The 18,329-nt window shown below is 41.7% G+C and carries 19 protein-coding genes, 1 rRNA gene and 1 other annotated feature; all 20 genes read left to right on the top strand.

Features of this window, described 5'->3' with window-relative positions:
• Nucleotides 1–4: 4 nt before the first annotated feature.
• The 20 genes from rrf (at nt 5) to nusG (ending at nt 18,232) form a co-directional block, all read left to right on the top strand.
• Nucleotides 5–118: ribosomal RNA gene (rrf, locus tag LCM11_RS19495) — 5S ribosomal RNA — on the top strand.
• A 73-nt stretch (nt 119–191) separates the two neighbouring features.
• Nucleotides 192–884: an MgtC/SapB family protein gene (locus tag LCM11_RS19490; RefSeq protein WP_224895910.1), complete on the top strand. Its 693-nt coding sequence runs from the start codon at nt 192–194 to the stop codon at nt 882–884.
• 161 nt (nt 885–1,045) lie between these two features.
• On the top strand, nt 1,046–1,510 hold the full coding sequence (locus LCM11_RS19485) for a CtsR family transcriptional regulator (RefSeq protein WP_224895909.1): 465 nt from the start codon (nt 1,046–1,048) through the stop codon (nt 1,508–1,510).
• A 20-nt stretch (nt 1,511–1,530) separates the two neighbouring features.
• Nucleotides 1,531–2,079, top strand: a complete 549-nt coding sequence (locus LCM11_RS19480) for a UvrB/UvrC motif-containing protein (protein ID WP_224895908.1) — start codon at nt 1,531–1,533, stop codon at nt 2,077–2,079.
• Nucleotides 2,079–3,149: a protein arginine kinase gene (locus LCM11_RS19475; protein WP_224895907.1), complete on the top strand. Its 1,071-nt coding sequence runs from the start codon at nt 2,079–2,081 to the stop codon at nt 3,147–3,149. Before LCM11_RS19480 ends, LCM11_RS19475 begins: the two co-directional genes overlap by 1 nt.
• A gap of 19 nt (nt 3,150–3,168) precedes the next feature.
• Nucleotides 3,169–5,628: an ATP-dependent protease ATP-binding subunit ClpC gene (gene clpC, locus LCM11_RS19470; RefSeq protein WP_224895906.1), complete on the top strand. Its 2,460-nt coding sequence runs from the start codon at nt 3,169–3,171 to the stop codon at nt 5,626–5,628.
• Nucleotides 5,629–5,798: 170 nt separating this feature from the next.
• Nucleotides 5,799–7,178 (top strand): DNA repair protein RadA, encoded by a 1,380-nt coding sequence (gene radA / locus LCM11_RS19465; RefSeq protein ID WP_224895905.1) that lies wholly within the window; start codon nt 5,799–5,801, stop codon nt 7,176–7,178.
• Nucleotides 7,179–8,252, top strand: a complete 1,074-nt coding sequence (gene disA, locus LCM11_RS19460) for a DNA integrity scanning diadenylate cyclase DisA (RefSeq protein ID WP_014641395.1) — start codon at nt 7,179–7,181, stop codon at nt 8,250–8,252.
• Nucleotides 8,253–8,408: 156 nt separating this feature from the next.
• Nucleotides 8,409–9,509, top strand: coding sequence for a PIN/TRAM domain-containing protein (locus tag LCM11_RS19455; RefSeq protein WP_224895904.1), 1,101 nt, complete (start codon nt 8,409–8,411; stop codon nt 9,507–9,509).
• A 110-nt stretch (nt 9,510–9,619) separates the two neighbouring features.
• Nucleotides 9,620–10,819: a bifunctional 2-C-methyl-D-erythritol 4-phosphate cytidylyltransferase/2-C-methyl-D-erythritol 2,4-cyclodiphosphate synthase gene (locus tag LCM11_RS19450; protein ID WP_224895903.1), complete on the top strand. Its 1,200-nt coding sequence runs from the start codon at nt 9,620–9,622 to the stop codon at nt 10,817–10,819.
• A 57-nt stretch (nt 10,820–10,876) separates the two neighbouring features.
• The gene (gene gltX / locus LCM11_RS19445) at nt 10,877–12,346 is read left to right on the top strand and encodes a glutamate--tRNA ligase (protein ID WP_224895902.1); all 1,470 of its coding nucleotides are present in this window, start codon (nt 10,877–10,879) and stop codon (nt 12,344–12,346) included.
• 44 nt (nt 12,347–12,390) lie between these two features.
• Nucleotides 12,391–12,603, top strand: a binding site (T-box leader).
• A gap of 68 nt (nt 12,604–12,671) precedes the next feature.
• The gene (cysE, locus tag LCM11_RS19440) at nt 12,672–13,322 is read left to right on the top strand and encodes a serine O-acetyltransferase (protein ID WP_224895901.1); all 651 of its coding nucleotides are present in this window, start codon (nt 12,672–12,674) and stop codon (nt 13,320–13,322) included.
• 1 nt (nt 13,323) lies between these two features.
• Complete coding sequence (gene cysS / locus LCM11_RS19435) at nt 13,324–14,724, top strand: cysteine--tRNA ligase (RefSeq protein ID WP_224895900.1); 1,401 nt, start codon at nt 13,324–13,326, stop codon at nt 14,722–14,724.
• A 4-nt stretch (nt 14,725–14,728) separates the two neighbouring features.
• Nucleotides 14,729–15,139 carry a Mini-ribonuclease 3 gene (locus tag LCM11_RS19430; RefSeq protein WP_224895899.1) on the top strand — a complete coding sequence of 137 codons (411 nt, stop codon included), beginning with the start codon at nt 14,729–14,731 and terminating at the stop codon, nt 15,137–15,139.
• The gene (gene rlmB, locus LCM11_RS19425; protein ID WP_014641402.1) at nt 15,132–15,875 is read left to right on the top strand and encodes a 23S rRNA (guanosine(2251)-2'-O)-methyltransferase RlmB; all 744 of its coding nucleotides are present in this window, start codon (nt 15,132–15,134) and stop codon (nt 15,873–15,875) included. The genes LCM11_RS19430 and rlmB overlap by 8 nt, the downstream gene beginning before the upstream one ends.
• 2 nt (nt 15,876–15,877) lie before the next feature.
• Entirely contained in the window at nt 15,878–16,387 is a 510-nt protein-coding gene (locus LCM11_RS19420; protein WP_089752371.1) for an NYN domain-containing protein, read from the top strand.
• A gap of 81 nt (nt 16,388–16,468) precedes the next feature.
• On the top strand, nt 16,469–17,125 hold the full coding sequence (gene sigH, locus LCM11_RS19415; protein WP_014641404.1) for an RNA polymerase sporulation sigma factor SigH: 657 nt from the start codon (nt 16,469–16,471) through the stop codon (nt 17,123–17,125).
• A 76-nt stretch (nt 17,126–17,201) separates the two neighbouring features.
• Nucleotides 17,202–17,351, top strand: coding sequence for a 50S ribosomal protein L33 (gene rpmG, locus LCM11_RS19410; protein ID WP_224895898.1), 150 nt, complete (start codon nt 17,202–17,204; stop codon nt 17,349–17,351).
• A gap of 42 nt (nt 17,352–17,393) precedes the next feature.
• On the top strand, nt 17,394–17,570 hold the full coding sequence (secE, locus tag LCM11_RS19405) for a preprotein translocase subunit SecE (RefSeq protein ID WP_224895897.1): 177 nt from the start codon (nt 17,394–17,396) through the stop codon (nt 17,568–17,570).
• Nucleotides 17,571–17,695: 125 nt separating this feature from the next.
• Nucleotides 17,696–18,232, top strand: coding sequence for a transcription termination/antitermination protein NusG (nusG, locus tag LCM11_RS19400; protein ID WP_014641407.1), 537 nt, complete (start codon nt 17,696–17,698; stop codon nt 18,230–18,232).
• The last annotated feature ends 97 nt before the right edge of the window (nt 18,233–18,329 follow it).

Raw genomic sequence — 18,329 nt, 5'->3', positions numbered from 1 at the left:
ATGATGTGGTGGTGAAGGCGAAGAGGTCACACCTGTTCCCATGCCGAACACAGAAGTTAAGCTCTTCAGCGCCGATGGTAGTCGGGTCGATCCCCGTGAGAGTAGGACGCCGCCACGTTAATATAAAACCAGAAGTTTGTACTTCTGGTTTTTTCTGTATCTGAAAAATTATGAAGGAGAGGGGGACATTTATGGAAGTAGGAGTTTTTTTTGATGATGATTTTCTTACATTTACTATAAGAATCGTAATTGCCTTGATATTAGCTGGGCTGATTGGGTTCGAAAGGGAGTTAAAGAATCATTCCGCAGGATTTAGGACTCATATTTTAGTCGGTGTAGGCTCCTGCTTGATGATGCTTCTATCTTTATACGGCTTTGAATCTTACATGGATGAATTTGAAAATGTAAGATTTGATCCAGCGCGTATACCTTCCTATGTGATAAGTGGTATTGGCTTCTTAGGTGCAGGAACCATTATCGTTAATGGCTTAACTATTAGAGGTCTTACTACGGCTGCTTCGATTTGGACAGTAGCGGGGATAGGGTTAGTGGTAGGTGCCGGTATGCATGATGTCGCTATCTTAACTACTATAATCGTATTATTGAGTCTAGTGCTATTAAATAAAATTGAAAAAGAAAATTTTAATAAGAAGAAACCTTATATCTTTCAACTAAAGGTAAGATCCGATGTTAAATTGCAATCAATCACTGCAATTTTTGATGAAAGAGAACTGAGGATTAAAGGAATTAATATTAAGAAACAGGAGCAAGATCATAACAAACTGATTATTGAAATAGATAAAGGCCAAAAGTACAATCGTGCTGAATTAATCGAACAGCTTTCCAGTAACGAAGAAGTCCTTCAGATCAATCATAAATTCTAAAACCATGTCAAAATTCGGCATGGTTTTTTGTTTTAGCAGAAATGAAATTAGGGAATCATGAATGTGTATGTAATCCAAACATTTTAGTTGCGTAACTCACAAAATTGAGTATAATAAAATTAAAGTCAAAGATAGTCAAAGTCAAAAGAGGAGGAGGGAAAATGAGGAATATCTCGGATGTAATAGAGGAATATTTGAAAGAGGTTTTGAATAAGAACCAGCAAAAGACAATTGAAATAAAACGCAGTGAAATAGCTGATCAATTTCAATGTGTGCCTTCTCAGATTAATTATGTGATTAAAACTCGATTTACTGTGGAAAAAGGTTATATAGTAGAAAGTAAGCGTGGCGGTGGCGGATACATTCGCATTAGCCGTATCCAGCATCGCAAGGAATCGGATATGATTGAAGAGATTGTTGAGATGATTAATCCCCTCGTTTCTCAAACAGCAGCTGCGGATGTGATTGAGAGGTTATTAGAGAGTGGAATAATCACAGAGAGGGAAGCAAAACTTATGGGAAGCATTATTGACCGTGAAGTCCTCACGTTCCCTCTTCCTCTGCGTGATGAAGTCCGTTCTCGCATGATGACGGCTATGCTCTTCACTCTAAAGTATAAAGGCTGAATCGGAAGGGAGAGAGCGTTATGGAATGCCAGGAGTGTCACCAAAGGAAAGCTACGGTTCATTTAACTCAGGTAATAAATGGTCAAAAAACAGAAGTTCACGTTTGTGAACATTGTGCTAAAGATAAAGGTTATATGAGTTACGGAGAAGAAAATTTTTCTCTCAGCAACCTTTTGTCAGGACTGTTCCATTCTGAAAGTCCATCTACTTTTAAAGGAAAACAAGCTCACACCCAGCAACAAACTCCTCAGCTGCAATGCCCTACTTGCGGAATGACTTACCAGGAATTTGCGCGAATCGGGAAATTTGGGTGCGGGAATTGTTATGAAACATTTGACGAACGCTTGAACCCTGTTTTGAGAAGAGTTCACAGCGGAAATACTACTCATGACGGTAAAATTCCAAAGCGTGAAGGTGGCCATCTCCATTTAAAAAGAGAACTCGATGAACATAAATCTAATCTTCGACAATTAATTGAGCAGGAAGAATTCGAGCAAGCAGCGAAAGTTAGAGATAAGATCCGAACTTTGGAAAGCCGAATTCATGAGGGGGAGGATGGTGAGCAATAATGTCATTGCAGCAATTTATGAACGAGGCTCTTAGTCCTTGGATGAAACAGGATGGGCCTGACAGTGATATTGTATTAAGCAGCCGCATTCGACTGGCTCGGAATTTCTCCAGTTCTCCATTCCCGTTAATCGCTTCTGATGAGACTTTGGAAAAGGTTCTGGATTTCTTCAAAGAGGAATATAAAGGTCAATCCTTCCGCGATTACAAGGGCTTTGAGATTGTCCAAATGAATGATCTTGAACCCGTGGAAAAAAGGGTGCTGGTTGAAAAACATCTCATTAGTCCACATCTGGCGGAAAAACCTGAGCATTCAGCAGCTTTGATATCAGAAAATGAGCAGGTTTCCATTATGATCAACGAGGAAGACCATATACGATTGCAGTTGTATTTTCCTGGTTTTCAATTGGATAAAGCTCTGGAGCAGGCTTCCCAGCTGGATGATTGGCTTGAAGAAAAAATCAACTATGCTTTTGACGAAAAAAGAGGTTATTTAACAGCCTGTCCAACTAATGTGGGCACGGGCATGAGGGCTTCAGTGATGATGCACCTTCCGGCCTTATCCATGACCCAGCAGATCAATCGTATGACCCCGGCAATTAACCAGCTTGGACTTGTTGTTAGAGGAATATACGGTGAAGGAAGCGAGGCTCTTGGAAACATCTATCAGATTTCCAACCAGATTACGCTTGGAAAATCGGAGCAGGACATTGTAGAGGATCTGCATAGTGTAGTAAAGCAATTAATTGATCAGGAAAGACGAGCCCGTGAGGCGTTGATAAGCCGATCAGGAGTTCAACTGGAGGATCGTATATTTCGCTCTTACGGTGTTTTAAAGCACAGCCGTATCATAGAGTCTAAAGAGGCTGCCAAATGTTTATCTGATTTGAGGCTGGGAATTGATCTTAAACTTATTGACGATATCCCAAGAACTATTTTAAATGAGCTGATGATTTTAACTCAGCCCGGGTTTTTGCAACAATATGCTAAAGCCTCTCTAAATCCAGATGAGCGTGATGTACGCAGAGCTTCACTAATTAGAGAACGACTTCAATTAGAAAATGAAGAATAAATGTTAGGAGGGAATGTCCATGATGTTTGGGCGTTTTACAGAAAGAGCTCAGAAAGTACTTGCACTAGCACAAGAAGAAGCTGTTCGTTTAGGACACAATAACATCGGCACAGAGCATATTCTGCTTGGTTTAGTAAGTGAAGGAGAAGGAATAGCGGCTAAATCATTAACCGCACTAGGTCTGGAAGCTTCAAAAATTCAGCAGGAAGTAGAAAAACTGATTGGAAAAGGTGAAAAGGTTTCCCAGACCATTCACTATACTCCCCGCGCCAAGAAAGTTATCGAATTATCCATGGATGAAGCACGTAAACTTGGTCATTCATATGTAGGAACAGAACACATTCTTCTCGGCTTAATCCGTGAAGGAGAAGGTGTAGCTGCCCGAGTGCTTAATAACCTCGGTGTAAGCCTGAATAAAGCACGTCAGCAAGTGTTGCAGCTTCTTGGCAATAATGAGTCCACCGGCGGTCAAAATCGTCGTGGAGGGGGATCTGGAGGTCAGGCAGCCAGTGCAAATACACCAACGCTTGATTCACTGGCTCGAGACTTAACGACAATTGCTAAAGAGGGCAATATTGATCCTGTTATTGGAAGAGGCAAAGAGATTGAACGAGTTATTCAGGTGCTCAGCCGTCGTACCAAAAATAATCCGGTACTAGTAGGTGAACCGGGTGTAGGTAAAACAGCCATCGCAGAGGGTCTTGCCCAGCAGATTATTAATAATGAAATACCAGAGATACTTCGTGATAAACGCGTAATGACCCTGGATATGGGAACCGTGGTTGCGGGCACAAAATACCGTGGTGAATTTGAAGACCGCTTGAAAAAAGTAATGGAAGAAATTCGCCAGGCCGGTAATATCATTCTATTTATTGATGAACTTCACACCTTAATTGGTGCAGGTGGTGCAGAAGGTGCTATTGATGCTTCTAACATTCTGAAGCCGTCACTTGCCCGTGGAGAACTACAGTGTATCGGTGCCACTACTCTTGATGAATATCGTAAGTATATTGAAAAAGATGCTGCACTTGAGCGTCGTTTCCAGCCTATCCAAGTAGATGAACCAACCCTTGATGAATCAGTGCAAATCCTTCAAGGTCTGCGCGATCGTTATGAAGCACACCATAGAGTAACCATACCTGATGACTCTATTGAGTCTGCCGTTCGTTTTTCAGACCGTTATATTACAGATCGTTTCCTTCCAGATAAAGCGATCGATCTAATTGATGAAGCAGCATCAAAAGTTCGTCTGCGTTCTTATACAGCTCCGCCGAACTTAAAAGAACTTGAACAAAAACTTGAAGAAGTTCGTAAGGAAAAAGATGCAGCTGTTCAAAGCCAGGAATTTGAAAAAGCGGCTTCTCTGAGAGACAGTGAACAGCGTTTACGCGATGAACTGGATGAAACAAAAGATGAATGGAAAGAAAAACAAGGGCAAGAGGATTCAGAAGTTACGGTAGAAGATATTGCTTCTGTCGTATCCACTTGGACAGGAGTTCCTGTATCCAAAATGACGAAAGATGAAAGTGAACGTCTTCTTCAACTGGAAGAAACACTTCATAACCGTGTTATTGGTCAGGACGAAGCTGTTAAATCAATATCTAAAGCTATCCGTCGTGCAAGGGCAGGTCTAAAAGATCCGAAACGCCCAATTGGCTCCTTCATTTTCCTGGGACCAACCGGAGTAGGTAAAACTGAATTGGCTCGCGCGCTGGCAGAAAGCATGTTTGGTGAAGAGGATGCTATGATTCGTATAGACATGTCTGAGTATATGGAAAAACACAGCACCTCTAGACTAGTAGGCTCACCTCCTGGCTATGTAGGCTACGAAGAGGGCGGTCAACTGACTGAAAAAGTCCGTAACAAACCTTACTCTGTTGTCCTGTTGGATGAGGTGGAAAAAGCGCACCCTGAAGTATTTAACATTTTACTTCAAGTGCTGGAAGATGGCCGTTTAACAGATTCTAAAGGACGCGTAGTAGACTTCCGTAACACCGTACTGATTATGACCTCTAACGTAGGTGCACAGGAGCTGAAAAGTAATAAATACGTCGGCTTCAGTATGGATGACTCGAACCAGAGTTATAAAGATATGAAATCTAAAGTTACGGATGAACTGAAGAAAGCGTTCCGTCCAGAATTCCTTAACCGTATTGATGAAACTATCGTCTTCCATTCACTAGAAAGAAAACACATGAAAGATATCGTAACCTTAATGGCAGAAGAGTTGAGAAAACGTCTGCAGGAGCAGGAGATCAACTTCACCTTATCTGATAAAGCTATTGAGCATATTGCAGAAACAGGATTCGACCCTGAATACGGAGCACGCCCGCTGCGCCGCTCTATTCAGAAAAACGTTGAAGATCTTCTATCTGAAGAGTTGCTAAAAGAGAATATTGCTAAAGGTCAATCCGTGAAAATTGACTTGAATGACAATAATGAATTCGTTGTTTATTCAGAGCAGGAATCTACAAATTAAATAAACCATAGCTGTTAAGTGCTAAATTTAAAAATCGGAAGGCGTTTGCCTTCCGGTTTTTTTCTTATTCCTATATGCTTTTAGTAAGAGGAAATTAATCTAATTGATATGCATGTGAAACTTTTTCACAATCATAATCGTATAAACTAGAAGGGAAGGGGCGAGTAATCTTGGCAAAAAGAAAGACAAAGTTTGTTTGCCAGGAATGTGGTTACGAAACGGCGAAATGGATGGGCAAATGTCCAGGGTGTCAACAATGGAATACACTCGTTGAAGAAGTGAGTGCTCCCAGTCCGAATTCCCGCCATGTGTTTCAGACTAGTTCCACTTCCACAAAAACAAAACCAGAAAAAATTAATTCTATAAAATCCGAAAAGGAACCACGTCTCCCAACGGATATGCCAGAGTTTAACCGTGTACTTGGCGGCGGTATCGTAGCGGGGTCCCTGGTTTTAATTGGTGGAGATCCGGGGATAGGGAAATCAACATTATTACTTCAAGTATCGGCTCAGCTTGCCAATAAAAATAAGCCTGTTCTTTACATCTCTGGCGAAGAATCTTCAAGACAAACTAAGTTAAGAGCAGAACGATTAAATATAACCTCAGATGAACTCTACGTATTATCTGAAACAAATCTGCAGGATGTTCTTAATCAAATTGAAGCTATAGAGCCAGAGTTTGTGGTGATTGATTCCATTCAGACCATTTTCAAAGAAGATGTTACATCAGCTCCAGGAAGCGTATCTCAAGTTAGAGAATGTACCAGTCAATTAATGAGAATAGCCAAAAACAAAGGTATTCCGATTTTTATTGTAGGGCATGTTACTAAGGAAGGTTCTATAGCAGGACCTAGACTTCTTGAGCATATGGTAGACGCCGTTTTATATTTCGAAGGGGAAAGACACCATACGTTCCGAATACTCAGAAGTGTAAAAAACCGTTTTGGAAGTACGCACGAGATGGGCATTTTTGAAATGAAAGAACAGGGATTAGTCGAGGTATTAAATCCATCAGAAATTTTCCTGGAAGAAAGGTCTCAAGGTGCAGCCGGCTCTGTTGTGGTTGCATCTATGGAAGGTACACGTCCTGTACTTGTAGAAATACAGTCTCTAATATCTCCTACTGCCTACGGGAATCCAAGAAGAATGGCTACAGGGCTTGATAACAACCGTGTACCATTACTCATGGCCGTTTTAGAAAAGCGGGCCGGTCTCCTTTTACAAAATCAGGATGCTTATGTGAAAGTAGCAGGGGGAGTGAAGCTGGATGAGCCTGCGATAGACTTAGCTGTTGCACTCAGCATTGCTTCAAGCTTTAGAGATCAAGTTTCCAAGGCTGAAGATGTAGTAGTGGGAGAGGTCGGTCTGACAGGAGAGGTGCGACGTGTCGCCCGTATTGAACAGCGTGTGCAGGAAGCTGCGAAGTTAGGTTTCAAGCGTGTGATTATTCCTAAGAAAAACCTGGATGGGTGGAAGCCTTCTTCTTCAATTGAAGTGGTAGGTGTAAGTACGGTACAGGAAGCTATGAAGGTTACATTGGGGGACGCATAAATGGAATGGCATGATATGAAAGAGAATGGTATAGGAGAAATTTTGAAGCTTGTGGCTCCAGGGACGCCGCTCCGTGATGGTATCGATAATGTGCTGAGGGCTAATACAGGAGGGTTGATCGTCCTTGGTTATGATGAAGTCATTCGGGATTTGGTAGATGGCGGATTTAATATCCAATCAGATTTTACCCCTGCACACTTGTATGAGCTGGCTAAGATGGACGGGGCGCTGATTCTAAACGATGAGGCTACCAAAATCCTATATGCTAATGCGCAGCTTATGCCCGACCCGGACATTCTTTCAACGGAGACTGGGATGCGCCATCGAACGGCGGAGCGTGTAGCCAAGCAGACAGGCTCTTTAGTTATTGCCATATCACAGCGGAGGAATGTTATTACTCTATATAAAGGGTCTCTGCGGTATTCCTTGAAGGACATTGGCGTAATATTAACTAAAGCTAATCAGGCCATACAGACCTTGGAGAAATACAAAAATGTGCTGGATCAGTCCATAACCAACCTCGGTGCAATGGAATTTGAAAACATGGTCTCCTTTTCGGAAGTCATTCAAGTGGTACACCGGGTGGAAATGGTGCTTCGTACGAAAACAGAAATTCTTAACTATGTGAATGAACTCGGAACCGAAGGACGTTTAATTCAACTGCAGATGACAGAGCTGGTATCGAATATTGAAGAAGAGGCCGCCTTACTTTTAAAAGATTACAGTAAGCGTCCTGACTACGAACCATACTATATTTTAAGAAAAATGCAGGAAGTAACAAATCCCGAGTTGTTGTCAGATGAACAGGTGCTGAAGCTGTTAGGGTATTCTCCTAATACGAAGATGTCGGATCCGCTTCACCCTAGAGGTTACAGGATTTTAAGCCGTATCCCTCGTCTTCCGCCTTTAATTATTGAGCATCTAGTAGAAAGGTTTGGAACCCTGGACGATATGATTCAGGCTTCTCAAAAGGATCTGGTAGGAGTAGATGGGGTAGGAGAGATAAGGGCGACGAAAATTCGGGATGGTTTAGAACGGATACAAGAGCAGCTATTTGTAGATCGTCATATATGATTCTATTGACTTATTCGCTATGAATATGGTATGATAAATCGTTCTGGAGATTGACTTTTTTTGGAAACTATGCTATTTTATAAAGCATCATTCCTCTTATTACACGGTTATTAGGTGTGAGGTTTGGTCATACTGTGAGTGAGGAGGTGGATACAAGTGCTTAAACGAATTGTACAGTTGTTTATTGTCATAACCGGTGGAACGATCGGTTACCTCTATTTTCCAGAATTGTTTACAGCCATGGGACTCACTTGGCAGAATTGGATGCAAGCAGTTTTAGGGGCCGTACTTGGAGCACTTATTTTATTTTTATTAACATTTTGGATCGTGGATTATATTGTAGATTTTCTTAGATGGATTGAGGACACCCTGGTACGGGCGCCTGTCGCCGATCTATTATTTGGCAGCCTTGGGTTAATTGTTGGTCTGATTGTTGCCTATCTAGTCAATATCCCGGTGCAAGATATTCAAATTCAAGTGGTTAATCAGGTGGTGCCGATTTTCTTAACCTTTCTACTGGGTTACTTCGGTTTCCAGGTGGGATTCAAACGTAAGGACGAGTTCTTGAACATGGTTTCGAAAAAAGATAAAGCCGATGAAGGAGTTTCTTCATCTCCTGCGCCTGCAGGAGTAGACAGTTCATTAATTCCAAAAGAAAAAATTCTGGATACGAGCGTGATTATTGATGGCCGTATTGCAGATATTTGTGAGACCCATTTCCTTGAAGGAACCATTGTGATTCCTCAGTTCGTTCTGGAAGAGCTCCAGCATATTGCAGATTCTTCTGATGGATTGAAAAGGAACCGCGGTCGTCGCGGACTTGATATTTTGAACCGTCTCCAGAAAGATCTCCCAGTCAATGTTGAGATCTATGAGGGAGACTTTGAAGATATTCAGGAAGTAGATAGTAAACTGGTTAAACTGGCTAAGGTTATGAATGGGATTGTTGTTACGAATGACTTTAATTTAAATAAAGTATGTGAATTTCAAAATGTCCAAGTGTTGAATATTAACGACCTTGCCAATGCAGTGAAACCAGTCGTACTTCCCGGTGAAGAAATGAGTATACAGGTGATCAAAGACGGGAAGGAACAAAATCAGGGTGTAGCCTATTTAGATGATGGCACGATGATCGTAGTAGAAGAAGGAAAAAGTTATATTGGAAAGACAATTGAAGTTGTCGTTACCAGTGTCCTTCAGACATCTGCGGGCCGAATGATTTTTGCTAAACCGAAATCACTTGAAAAAGCCCTTTAAAAACGGTATAAACAAATAGAGACTAACAAAAGTGATAACCGGGGTGTTATCGCTTTTGTTATTTACAGAGATAGTTATAGTGGTTATTTTATGGTTTAAACCAGTTTAGGATGGATACTATGATAAATTATACGGCAGTGATACTTGCAGCAGGGCAGGGCAAGCGCATGCTGGCTGGTAAAAATAAGCAGTTTTTAAAAATAGAAGATCAACCGTTAATATTACATACACTCTCCGTTTTTGATAAAGACGAATGGTGTGACGAAATCGTTTTAGTGACGAATCCAAAAGAAAGACAACAGATGGAAGAACTTCTTCGAGCTTATTCTTTAAATAAAGATATTCAGCTGGTAAATGGGGGAGAGGAGAGGCAGGATAGTGTGTTTGCGGGATTAAAAGCCGTAAATAATACAAATCTGCCCGTATTTATCCATGACGGAGCACGTCCTTTTGTTAAACAAGAGCTCTTGCATGAATTGGCCGAGCGTACGATTGAAAAGGATGCTGCACTATTAGCGGTTCCTGTCACAGATACGATCAAACAGAAGAATGATCAATTTCTTAGCACGTTGGATCGAAAGACGCTATGGGCAGCCCAGACACCTCAGAGTTTCACTTTTTCATTAATCTATAGAGCGCATCAAAAAGCACAGGAGAGCGGATACTATGGGACGGATGATGCTTCCTTGGTCGAAATCCTGGGAGAAGAAGTGGCGATTGTTGAGGGAAGCTATGATAACATCAAACTAACGACGCCAGAGGACTTACATAAAGCAGAATCTTATATACAAAACCAGCGTAAAGGAAAGGAAGTGGAGAATCCTATGTTTCGAATTGGTCAAGGTTTTGATGTACACCAGCTGACGGAAGGACGTAAGTGCATCATTGGGGGAGTTGAAATTCCTCACGAAAAAGGGCTTCTTGGACACTCGGATGCTGATGTTCTTCTTCATACCATTGCCGATGCCTGTTTAGGCGCAATTGGAGAAGGAGATATTGGCAAACACTTTCCTGATACAGACCCTGAATATAAAAACGCCGATTCTGGTATGCTTCTTGAGCAGGTCTGGAAATTTGTAAAAGCACAGGGGTATGTACTTGGAAATGTCGATTGTACGGTCATTGCGCAAGCCCCCAAAATGGCTCCCTTTGTGGAGGAGATCCGTGAGAATATAGCTTCTTTATTGGACGCGGAGACGAAACAGATTAATGTAAAAGCTACTACTACTGAAAAACTAGGTTTTACTGGAAGGAAAGAAGGAATCGCGGCTCAAGCCGTCGTTCTTTTGCAAAAAGATCAACAAGCCTGACAAAAAAATGATAAAATAAAACTGAAAAAAAGGAACGGTAACGAAAGGAGTACAATTATGTCGAATGAAGTTCGAGTACGTTATGCACCCAGTCCGACCGGCCATCTTCATATTGGGAATGCTAGAACGGCCCTGTTCAACTATTTGTTTGCAAGAAATGCGGGAGGAAAGATGGTCATCCGCATTGAGGACACAGATGAAAAACGAAATGTAGAAGGTGGAGAACAAAGCCAGCTTAATTATTTACGCTGGCTGGGAATTGATTGGGACGAAAGCCCGGATAAGGGTGGGGAATATGGACCTTATCGTCAAATGGAGCGTCTCGATCTTTACCAAAAATATGTAGATGATCTGCTTGAGCGCGGACTGGCATATAAATGTTATATGACAGCAGAAGAGTTGGAAGCAGAACGAGAAGCACAAATTGCACGTGGAGAAGCACCAAAGTATTCAGGGGCTCATCGTGACTTAAGTCAGGAGCAGATTGAGCAGTTTGAAGCGGAAGGACGCGAACCGAGTATTCGTCTGCGTGTACCTGAAAACCATACCTATACGTTTAACGATATCGTCCGTGAAAACATCACGTTCGAATCCAGTGATTTTGGGGACTGGGTTATTGTAAAGAAAAGCGGAACCCCGACCTACAACTTTGCCGTAGCAGTGGATGATTACCTTATGGCTATCACTCACGTACTACGCGGTGAAGAGCATATCTCAAATACACCTAAGCAAATGATGGTATATGAAGCGTTTGGATGGGAGCCCCCTAAGTTTGGGCATATGACACTCATTCTGAATGAAAATCGTAAAAAGCTAAGCAAGCGTGATGAACATATTCTGCAGTTCATTGAGCAGTATAAAAACTTAGGTTATTTACCTGAATCGTTATTTAACTTTATTACTTTGCTTGGCTGGTCACCGGTAGGCGAAGAAGAAATCTTCACTCAGGATCAACTGATTGAAATATTCGATGCTGATCGTCTCTCTACTTCAGCAGCGGTTTTTGATCCTGCAAAACTGAAGTGGATGAACAACCAGTATATTAAATCAGCTGAGTTTGATCGTGTAGTAGAATTAACTCTGCCTCATCTCATTGAAGCGGGCCGCGTTTCAGAGAATATGAGTGCGTCCGACCGGGATTGGGTTCATGAATTAATTGCTCTCTACCAGGAGCAATTGGATTATGGCGCGCAAATTGTAGAGCTTACGGAATTATTCTTCAAACAGGAAATACAATATGATGAGAACGCTATGGAAGTGCTGGAAGGCGAACAGGTGCCGGAAGTGCTTGATACATTCAAGAAAAAGTTAAATGAATTGGATGAATTCACACCAGAAGCAATTAAGAAACAGGTTAAAGCTGTACAAAAAGAAACCGGCCATAAAGGGAAAAAGCTTTTCATGCCGATTCGTGTAGCTACTACCGGCCAAACACACGGTCCTGAACTGCCTAATGCTATTCACCTGCTTGGTCTGGAGACAGTCAATGTCCGTTTAGATGATGTATTAAACAAACTTCAAGGCTAAACTTTTCACAAATGACTTCTTATGTCATATAGTAGAGTTACCAATAAGAAACGTTGATGAGGAGAAGTAGAAGAGGTTTCCCATACACAGAGAAAATCACCCCCGGCTGAAAGTGATTATTTGGGACCGCTTTGAAATGCACCTCTGAGTCTTCTGCCGAAACAAGTAGGCTGAAGCGGTTACCTTCCGTTAGCAAGGCTGAAGAGGGGAATCAATTTTCCCAAGCAGAGTGGAACCACGCGGAACGCGTCTCTGTGCCTTAGGGCACGGAGGCGCGTTTTTTGTAGCTTGATTCCCACTATTGGTTAACAAAGGAGGAGAGCAAATGGGGATTTTTAAGATGTTTAAGGAAGATGTAGATGTCGTTTTTGATCAAGATCCTGCTGCTCGTTCTTACGTTGAAGTCATTTTAACGTATTCAGGTTTGCACTCTATCTGGGCCCACCGGGTTGCCCATGCATTCTATAAAAAGAAATTTTTCTTTCTGGCCAGAGTGATTTCCCAATTAAGCCGCTTCTTTACCGGGATAGAAATTCACCCTGGGGCCAAAATCGGCCGTCGTTTTTTCATTGATCACGGAATGGGAGTAGTCATAGGAGAAACGTGTGAAATAGGAGACAATGTTACTTTGTTTCAGGGCGTTACACTGGGCGGTACAGGCAAGGAAAAAGGGAAGCGTCATCCAACCTTACTGGACAATTCTTTGGTAGCTACAGGAGCAAAGGTTCTGGGATCCATCACAATTGGAGAGAATTCTAAAGTAGGAGCTGGATCAGTCGTCCTCCACGACGTCCCCCATAATTCAACCGTAGTTGGAATACCGGGCCACGTGGTCGTGCAGGACGGGAAGAAAGTACAGCAGAAAGATCTCGATCATCATAAGCTTCCAGATCCAGTTTATGATCGTATCAACCAGTTAGAAAAGGAAATTAAGCAGTTACAAGAGGAAGTAAAAGAAGCTAAAGGAGTGAACTAGCATGAGTATTCAAATATACAACACGCTGACACGAAAAAAAGAACCATTCCAGCCTTTGGAAGAGGATAAAGTGAAAATGTATGTCTGCGGGCCAACCGTTTACAACTATATTCATATTGGGAATGCCCGTCCTGCTATTGTATTTGATACGGTACGCAGATATTTTGAATACCGGGGCTACGATGTGCATTACGTTCTGAACTTTACGGATGTAGATGACAAACTTATTAAAGCGGCAAATGAGTTAGGCGAAGAGGTTCCTGATATCGCTAACCGCTTTATAGATGCCTACAAAGAAGACGTAGGCGCGCTTGGCGTGAAAGAAGCAGTCGATCATCCGCGTGTTACTGAAAACATGGATGAAATTATTGATTTTGTAAAAGGTCTGATTGATAAAGGGTACGCCTATGAAGCAAAAGGGGATGTATATTTCCGAACTCGTTCCTTTGATAATTATGGCAAGCTTTCTCATCAGTCCGTTAATGAACTGAGATCTGGTGCTCGCATAGAGGTGGGAGACAAAAAGGAAGACCCGCTTGATTTCACATTATGGAAGGAAGCCAAGCCAGACGAAATATCATGGGAAAGTCCGTGGGGGAATGGACGCCCGGGGTGGCACATTGAATGTTCCGCTATGGCTAAAAAGTATTTAGGGGAAACCATCGATATTCATGCCGGCGGACAAGATTTGACTTTCCCTCACCACGAAAATGAAATCGCCCAGTCAGAAGCACATAATGACCAGTCATTTGCGCGTTACTGGATGCACAACGGGTATATTAATATTGAAAATGAAAAGATGTCTAAATCCCTTGGGAACTTCATTCTTGCACACGATCTTGTGAAAAAGCATGACCCTCAAGTGATTCGCTTCTTTATGCTTAGTGTTCAATACCGTCACCCTATTAATTTCAGTGATGAATTATTAAAAGGCGCGAAAAGCAGTTTTGACCGTATTCGTAATGCTTATGAGAATATAAGGCATCGTAAATCTGCCAGCATGAACCTTCAAAATGATTCGGATCGCTGGATTAAGGAAATAGAAGCTTACAAGGAGCAGTTTATTCAAGAAATGGATGATGATTTTAATACGGCAAACGCCATTTCTGTTTTATTCGACCTTACTAAATCAGCTAATCTTTATCTTCAGGAAGAACAAACCCATACAAGTGTACTTGAGGCTTATGAGAATACGTTGAAAGAACTGATGATGGTTCTTGGTCTTGAGATTGAAACCCAGTCGGAATTGCTGGATGAAGAGATTGATGCTCTGATTGAAGAGCGGAAGCAGGCAAGAAAAGATCGTAATTTTGAAAGAGCCGATCAGATCCGTGATGAGTTAAAAGACAGAAATATTATATTGGAAGACACTTCCCAGGGTACACGTTGGAAGAGGGGCTGACCCTATGACCATAAACGATGTGAAACAAATGAAAAGCCTGGCGCTTGCCTACATGGGAGATTCTGTTTATGAGTTGTATGTCAGGAAGCATCTTTTAGAAAGTGGAAAAATACAACCTCAACGGCTGCATAAAGCAGCCGTGAAATTCGTTTCTGCCGTTTCCCAGGCTAGGGCGGTAGGGTATTGGCAGGAAGAAGGAATATTGACAGAAGAAGAACAAGCCATACTCAGGAGAGGCAGGAATGCCAAGTCCGGCTCTGTACCTAAGAGCACCAATGTACAAACGTATCGTTATTCAACTGGTTTTGAAGCGGTTCTTGGTTTTCTCTATTTATCTGGAAAAACCGAGCGACTGGACGAATTAATTGAAAAGACGATCCAATTTGTTGAAGAAAGGAGTGGAGAAGGTGAATAACGAATGGATTATAGGAAAGAACCCCGTGCAGGAAGCCTTGAAATCAGGAAGGGCTATTAATAAAGTCATAGTGTCCGAGCAGCTTCAACATCAGGCCTATAAAAAACTGGAGCAGGCAGCTAAAGAGAATGGGGTTATTGTGCAGAAAGTACCCAAAAAGAAGATTGATCAGCTTGTCGAGGGTAATCATCAGGGGGTAGCAGCTTCGGTAGCAGCTTATGAGTACAGTGACCTTGAGGACTTGTTTGCTAAAGCTGAAGAAAAAGGGGAGCCGCCATTTTTCATCATTTGCGATGAAATTGAAGATCCTCATAATCTTGGGTCAATTTTAAGAACTGCGGATGCAAGCGGAGCGCACGGCGTGATTATACCAAAACGACGTTCAGTGGCCCTTACCTCTACGGTGGCTAAAACGTCTACTGGAGCTATTGAGTATATTCCCGTAGCTAGAGTAACCAATCTTGCGAGAACGATCGACGAATTGAAAGAAAGATTTGTGTGGGTAGTCGGAACAGACGCAGATGGTACGGAAGATTACCGGAGGCTGGACGGGAATATGCCGATCGCGCTTGTGATTGGAAGCGAGGGACGAGGAATGAGCCGTCTGACGAAAGATAAATGTGATTGGACCGTAAGTCTTCCCATGGCTGGTAAAGTAACCTCTCTGAATGCATCCGTTGCTGCTTCTTTATTAATGTACGAAGTGTATAGAAAGCGCCGCCCTGTCGGTGAGTAATAATGAATGTTCTAATAGTTGATGGGTACAACATGATAGGGGCCTGGCCTGAATTAAAAAGATTAAAAGAAGAAGATTTTGGTCAGGCAAGAGATCTTTTAATTGAAATGATGGCCGAGTACCAGTCCTACACCGGAGACCGGATCATCGTGATCTTTGATGCCTATCATGTTCGAGGTGTTGCCAAAAAACAAAAAAATTACAAAGTGGAAGTTATTTTTACGAAAGAAAATGAAACAGCGGATGAACGGATTGAAAAGCTCGCGGGAGAACTAAATGATGTCCGAACTCAAGTATATGTAGCGACCTCGGATTATGCCGAACAGCGAACAATTTTTGGACAAGGAGCCTTTCGAAAGTCTGCCAGAGAGCTTTATATTGAAGTGAAAAACATTGAAAAACAAATTAAAAAAGATGTCGAAACTCAGAACCAGGTTCAGTACCAGCCCAAGATACCAATGAATAAAGAAGTAAGAGAACTCTTTGAAAAGTGGCGCCGAGGAGATAAATAATTCTGACAACTTGTTGACGCTTTTGAAACGCTTACTGTATAATATTGCTATATTGAGGCAGCACGGTCGGGGGGATCCTGAGTGAGCATCATTCAAACGGAGAAAGACATCAACGAGTTGGATCTTAGCAAACTTGATGACGAAACAATCATCGAACGAATTAATCAGGGAGAGGTCCAATCTCTTGATTATTTAATTAATAAGTATAAGAATTTCGTTCGCGCAAAAGCCCGAACGTATTTTCTTATTGGTGCAGATCGTGAAGATATTGTTCAAGAAGGAATGATCGGTCTTTATAAAGCGATACGAGATTACCAGGAAGGTAAGTTATCTTCGTTTAAAGCTTTCGCAGAATTATGTGTCACCCGTCAGATTATTACCGCTATCAAAACCGCCACACGCCAAAAGCACATTCCATTGAATTCCTACGTTTCCTTAGACAAGCCCATTTATGATGAAGAGTCAGATCGAACTTTGCTTGATGTAATAGCTGGATCGAAAGCAATAGATCCTCAAGAATTAATCGTGAATAAAGAAAAGTTCTGTGATATGGAAGAGAAGATTTCTGAGCTTTTAAGTGATCTCGAGAAAAAAGTCCTTGCTCTTTACTTGGACGGGCAGTCCTATCAGGAGATCTCGGTTGAATTAAATCGACATGTTAAATCGATCGATAACGCCCTACAACGGGTTAAAAGAAAGCTTGAAAAGTACCTGGAAGTAAGCGAAATCACACTATAAAACACAGATTGACAGTATGTTTGAAGCGTGCTACATTTGTTGAGTGTGTAAACCTCTAGTAACGAGGTGAGAACGTATGAGAAAAAAAGTAGTGCTCGCCTGTACAGAATGCCAAAGTCGTAATTATAGTTCATATACTAACCGATCTAATCAATCCGACCGTCTGGAAGTTCGTAAGTTTTGTAAGAAGTGTGGCAAACATACCTTACATCGCGAAACGAAATAGAGAAAGAAAGCCGGCAGGCGCAAGTTTGGGGGTATTTGCAGCATGTTTAAGTTTTTTAAAAACGTAGCTCGAGAAATGCGCAAAGTGAGCTGGCCTAAGGGACAGGAACTTACACGGTACACCATTACTGTTTTAAGTACAGTTATTTTTGTTGCCGTATTCTTTGCTATTGTGGACCTTGGGATTTCTGAGGTGCTTGAACTTATTTCTAAAGAATAGTAGAGTTGATTTTGTGCTATACTTGTAAATAGACTTACAAAAAACCCGTTCAGCGGGTTTTTTATGTTGGAGAAAAATTCTAATTTAAAATAAGGGAGGGAAGGGCAAGTATTTGTCCTGAGATAATGGAAAAAAGATGGTATGTTGTTCACACCTATTCAGGTTATGAAAACAAAGTAAGGGCGAACTTAGAGAAACGTGTTGAATCGATGGGAATGGAAGATAAGATCTTTCGCGTTCTTGTCCCTGAAGATGAAGAGACGGAAATTAAAAATGGTAAAAAGAAAATTAACAAAAAGAAAGTATTCCCTGGCTACGTACTGGCTGAGATGGTCATGACAGATGATTCGTGGTACGTTGTTCGAAATACACCAGGCGTTACCGGGTTCGTTGGCTCTACTGGTTCGGGCTCAAAGCCCATCCCTCTCCTGCCCGAAGAAGCAGAGACTGTACTAAAACGCATGGGTATGAATGAACAACCGAAAACTGAAGTGAACTTAGAAGTGAAAGAAAGTGTAAAAGTGACTGATGGACCTTTTGCTAATTTCACTGGAACAATCGAATATATTGACACTGATAAACAAAAAGTGAAAGTTCACGTCAACATGTTTGGTCGGGAAACACCGGTTGAGCTGGATTTTTCTCAGATAGAAAAACTATAAAATATCATCCTACCCTTGCATTATGAATATAAAGATGCTAGAATTTTTATGTTCTATATGTGCCTCGGATGAAGAGGCGTTTTAAGCATATTGCGAT

Origin of the sequence: Halobacillus halophilus, assembly GCF_020171985.1 — a bacterium.
Lineage (GTDB): Bacteria > Bacillota > Bacilli > Bacillales > Halobacillaceae > Halobacillus > Halobacillus halophilus_A.
The sequence above is the reverse complement of the archived record's forward strand: the minus strand, read 5'-3'. Positions and strand labels throughout refer to the sequence as shown.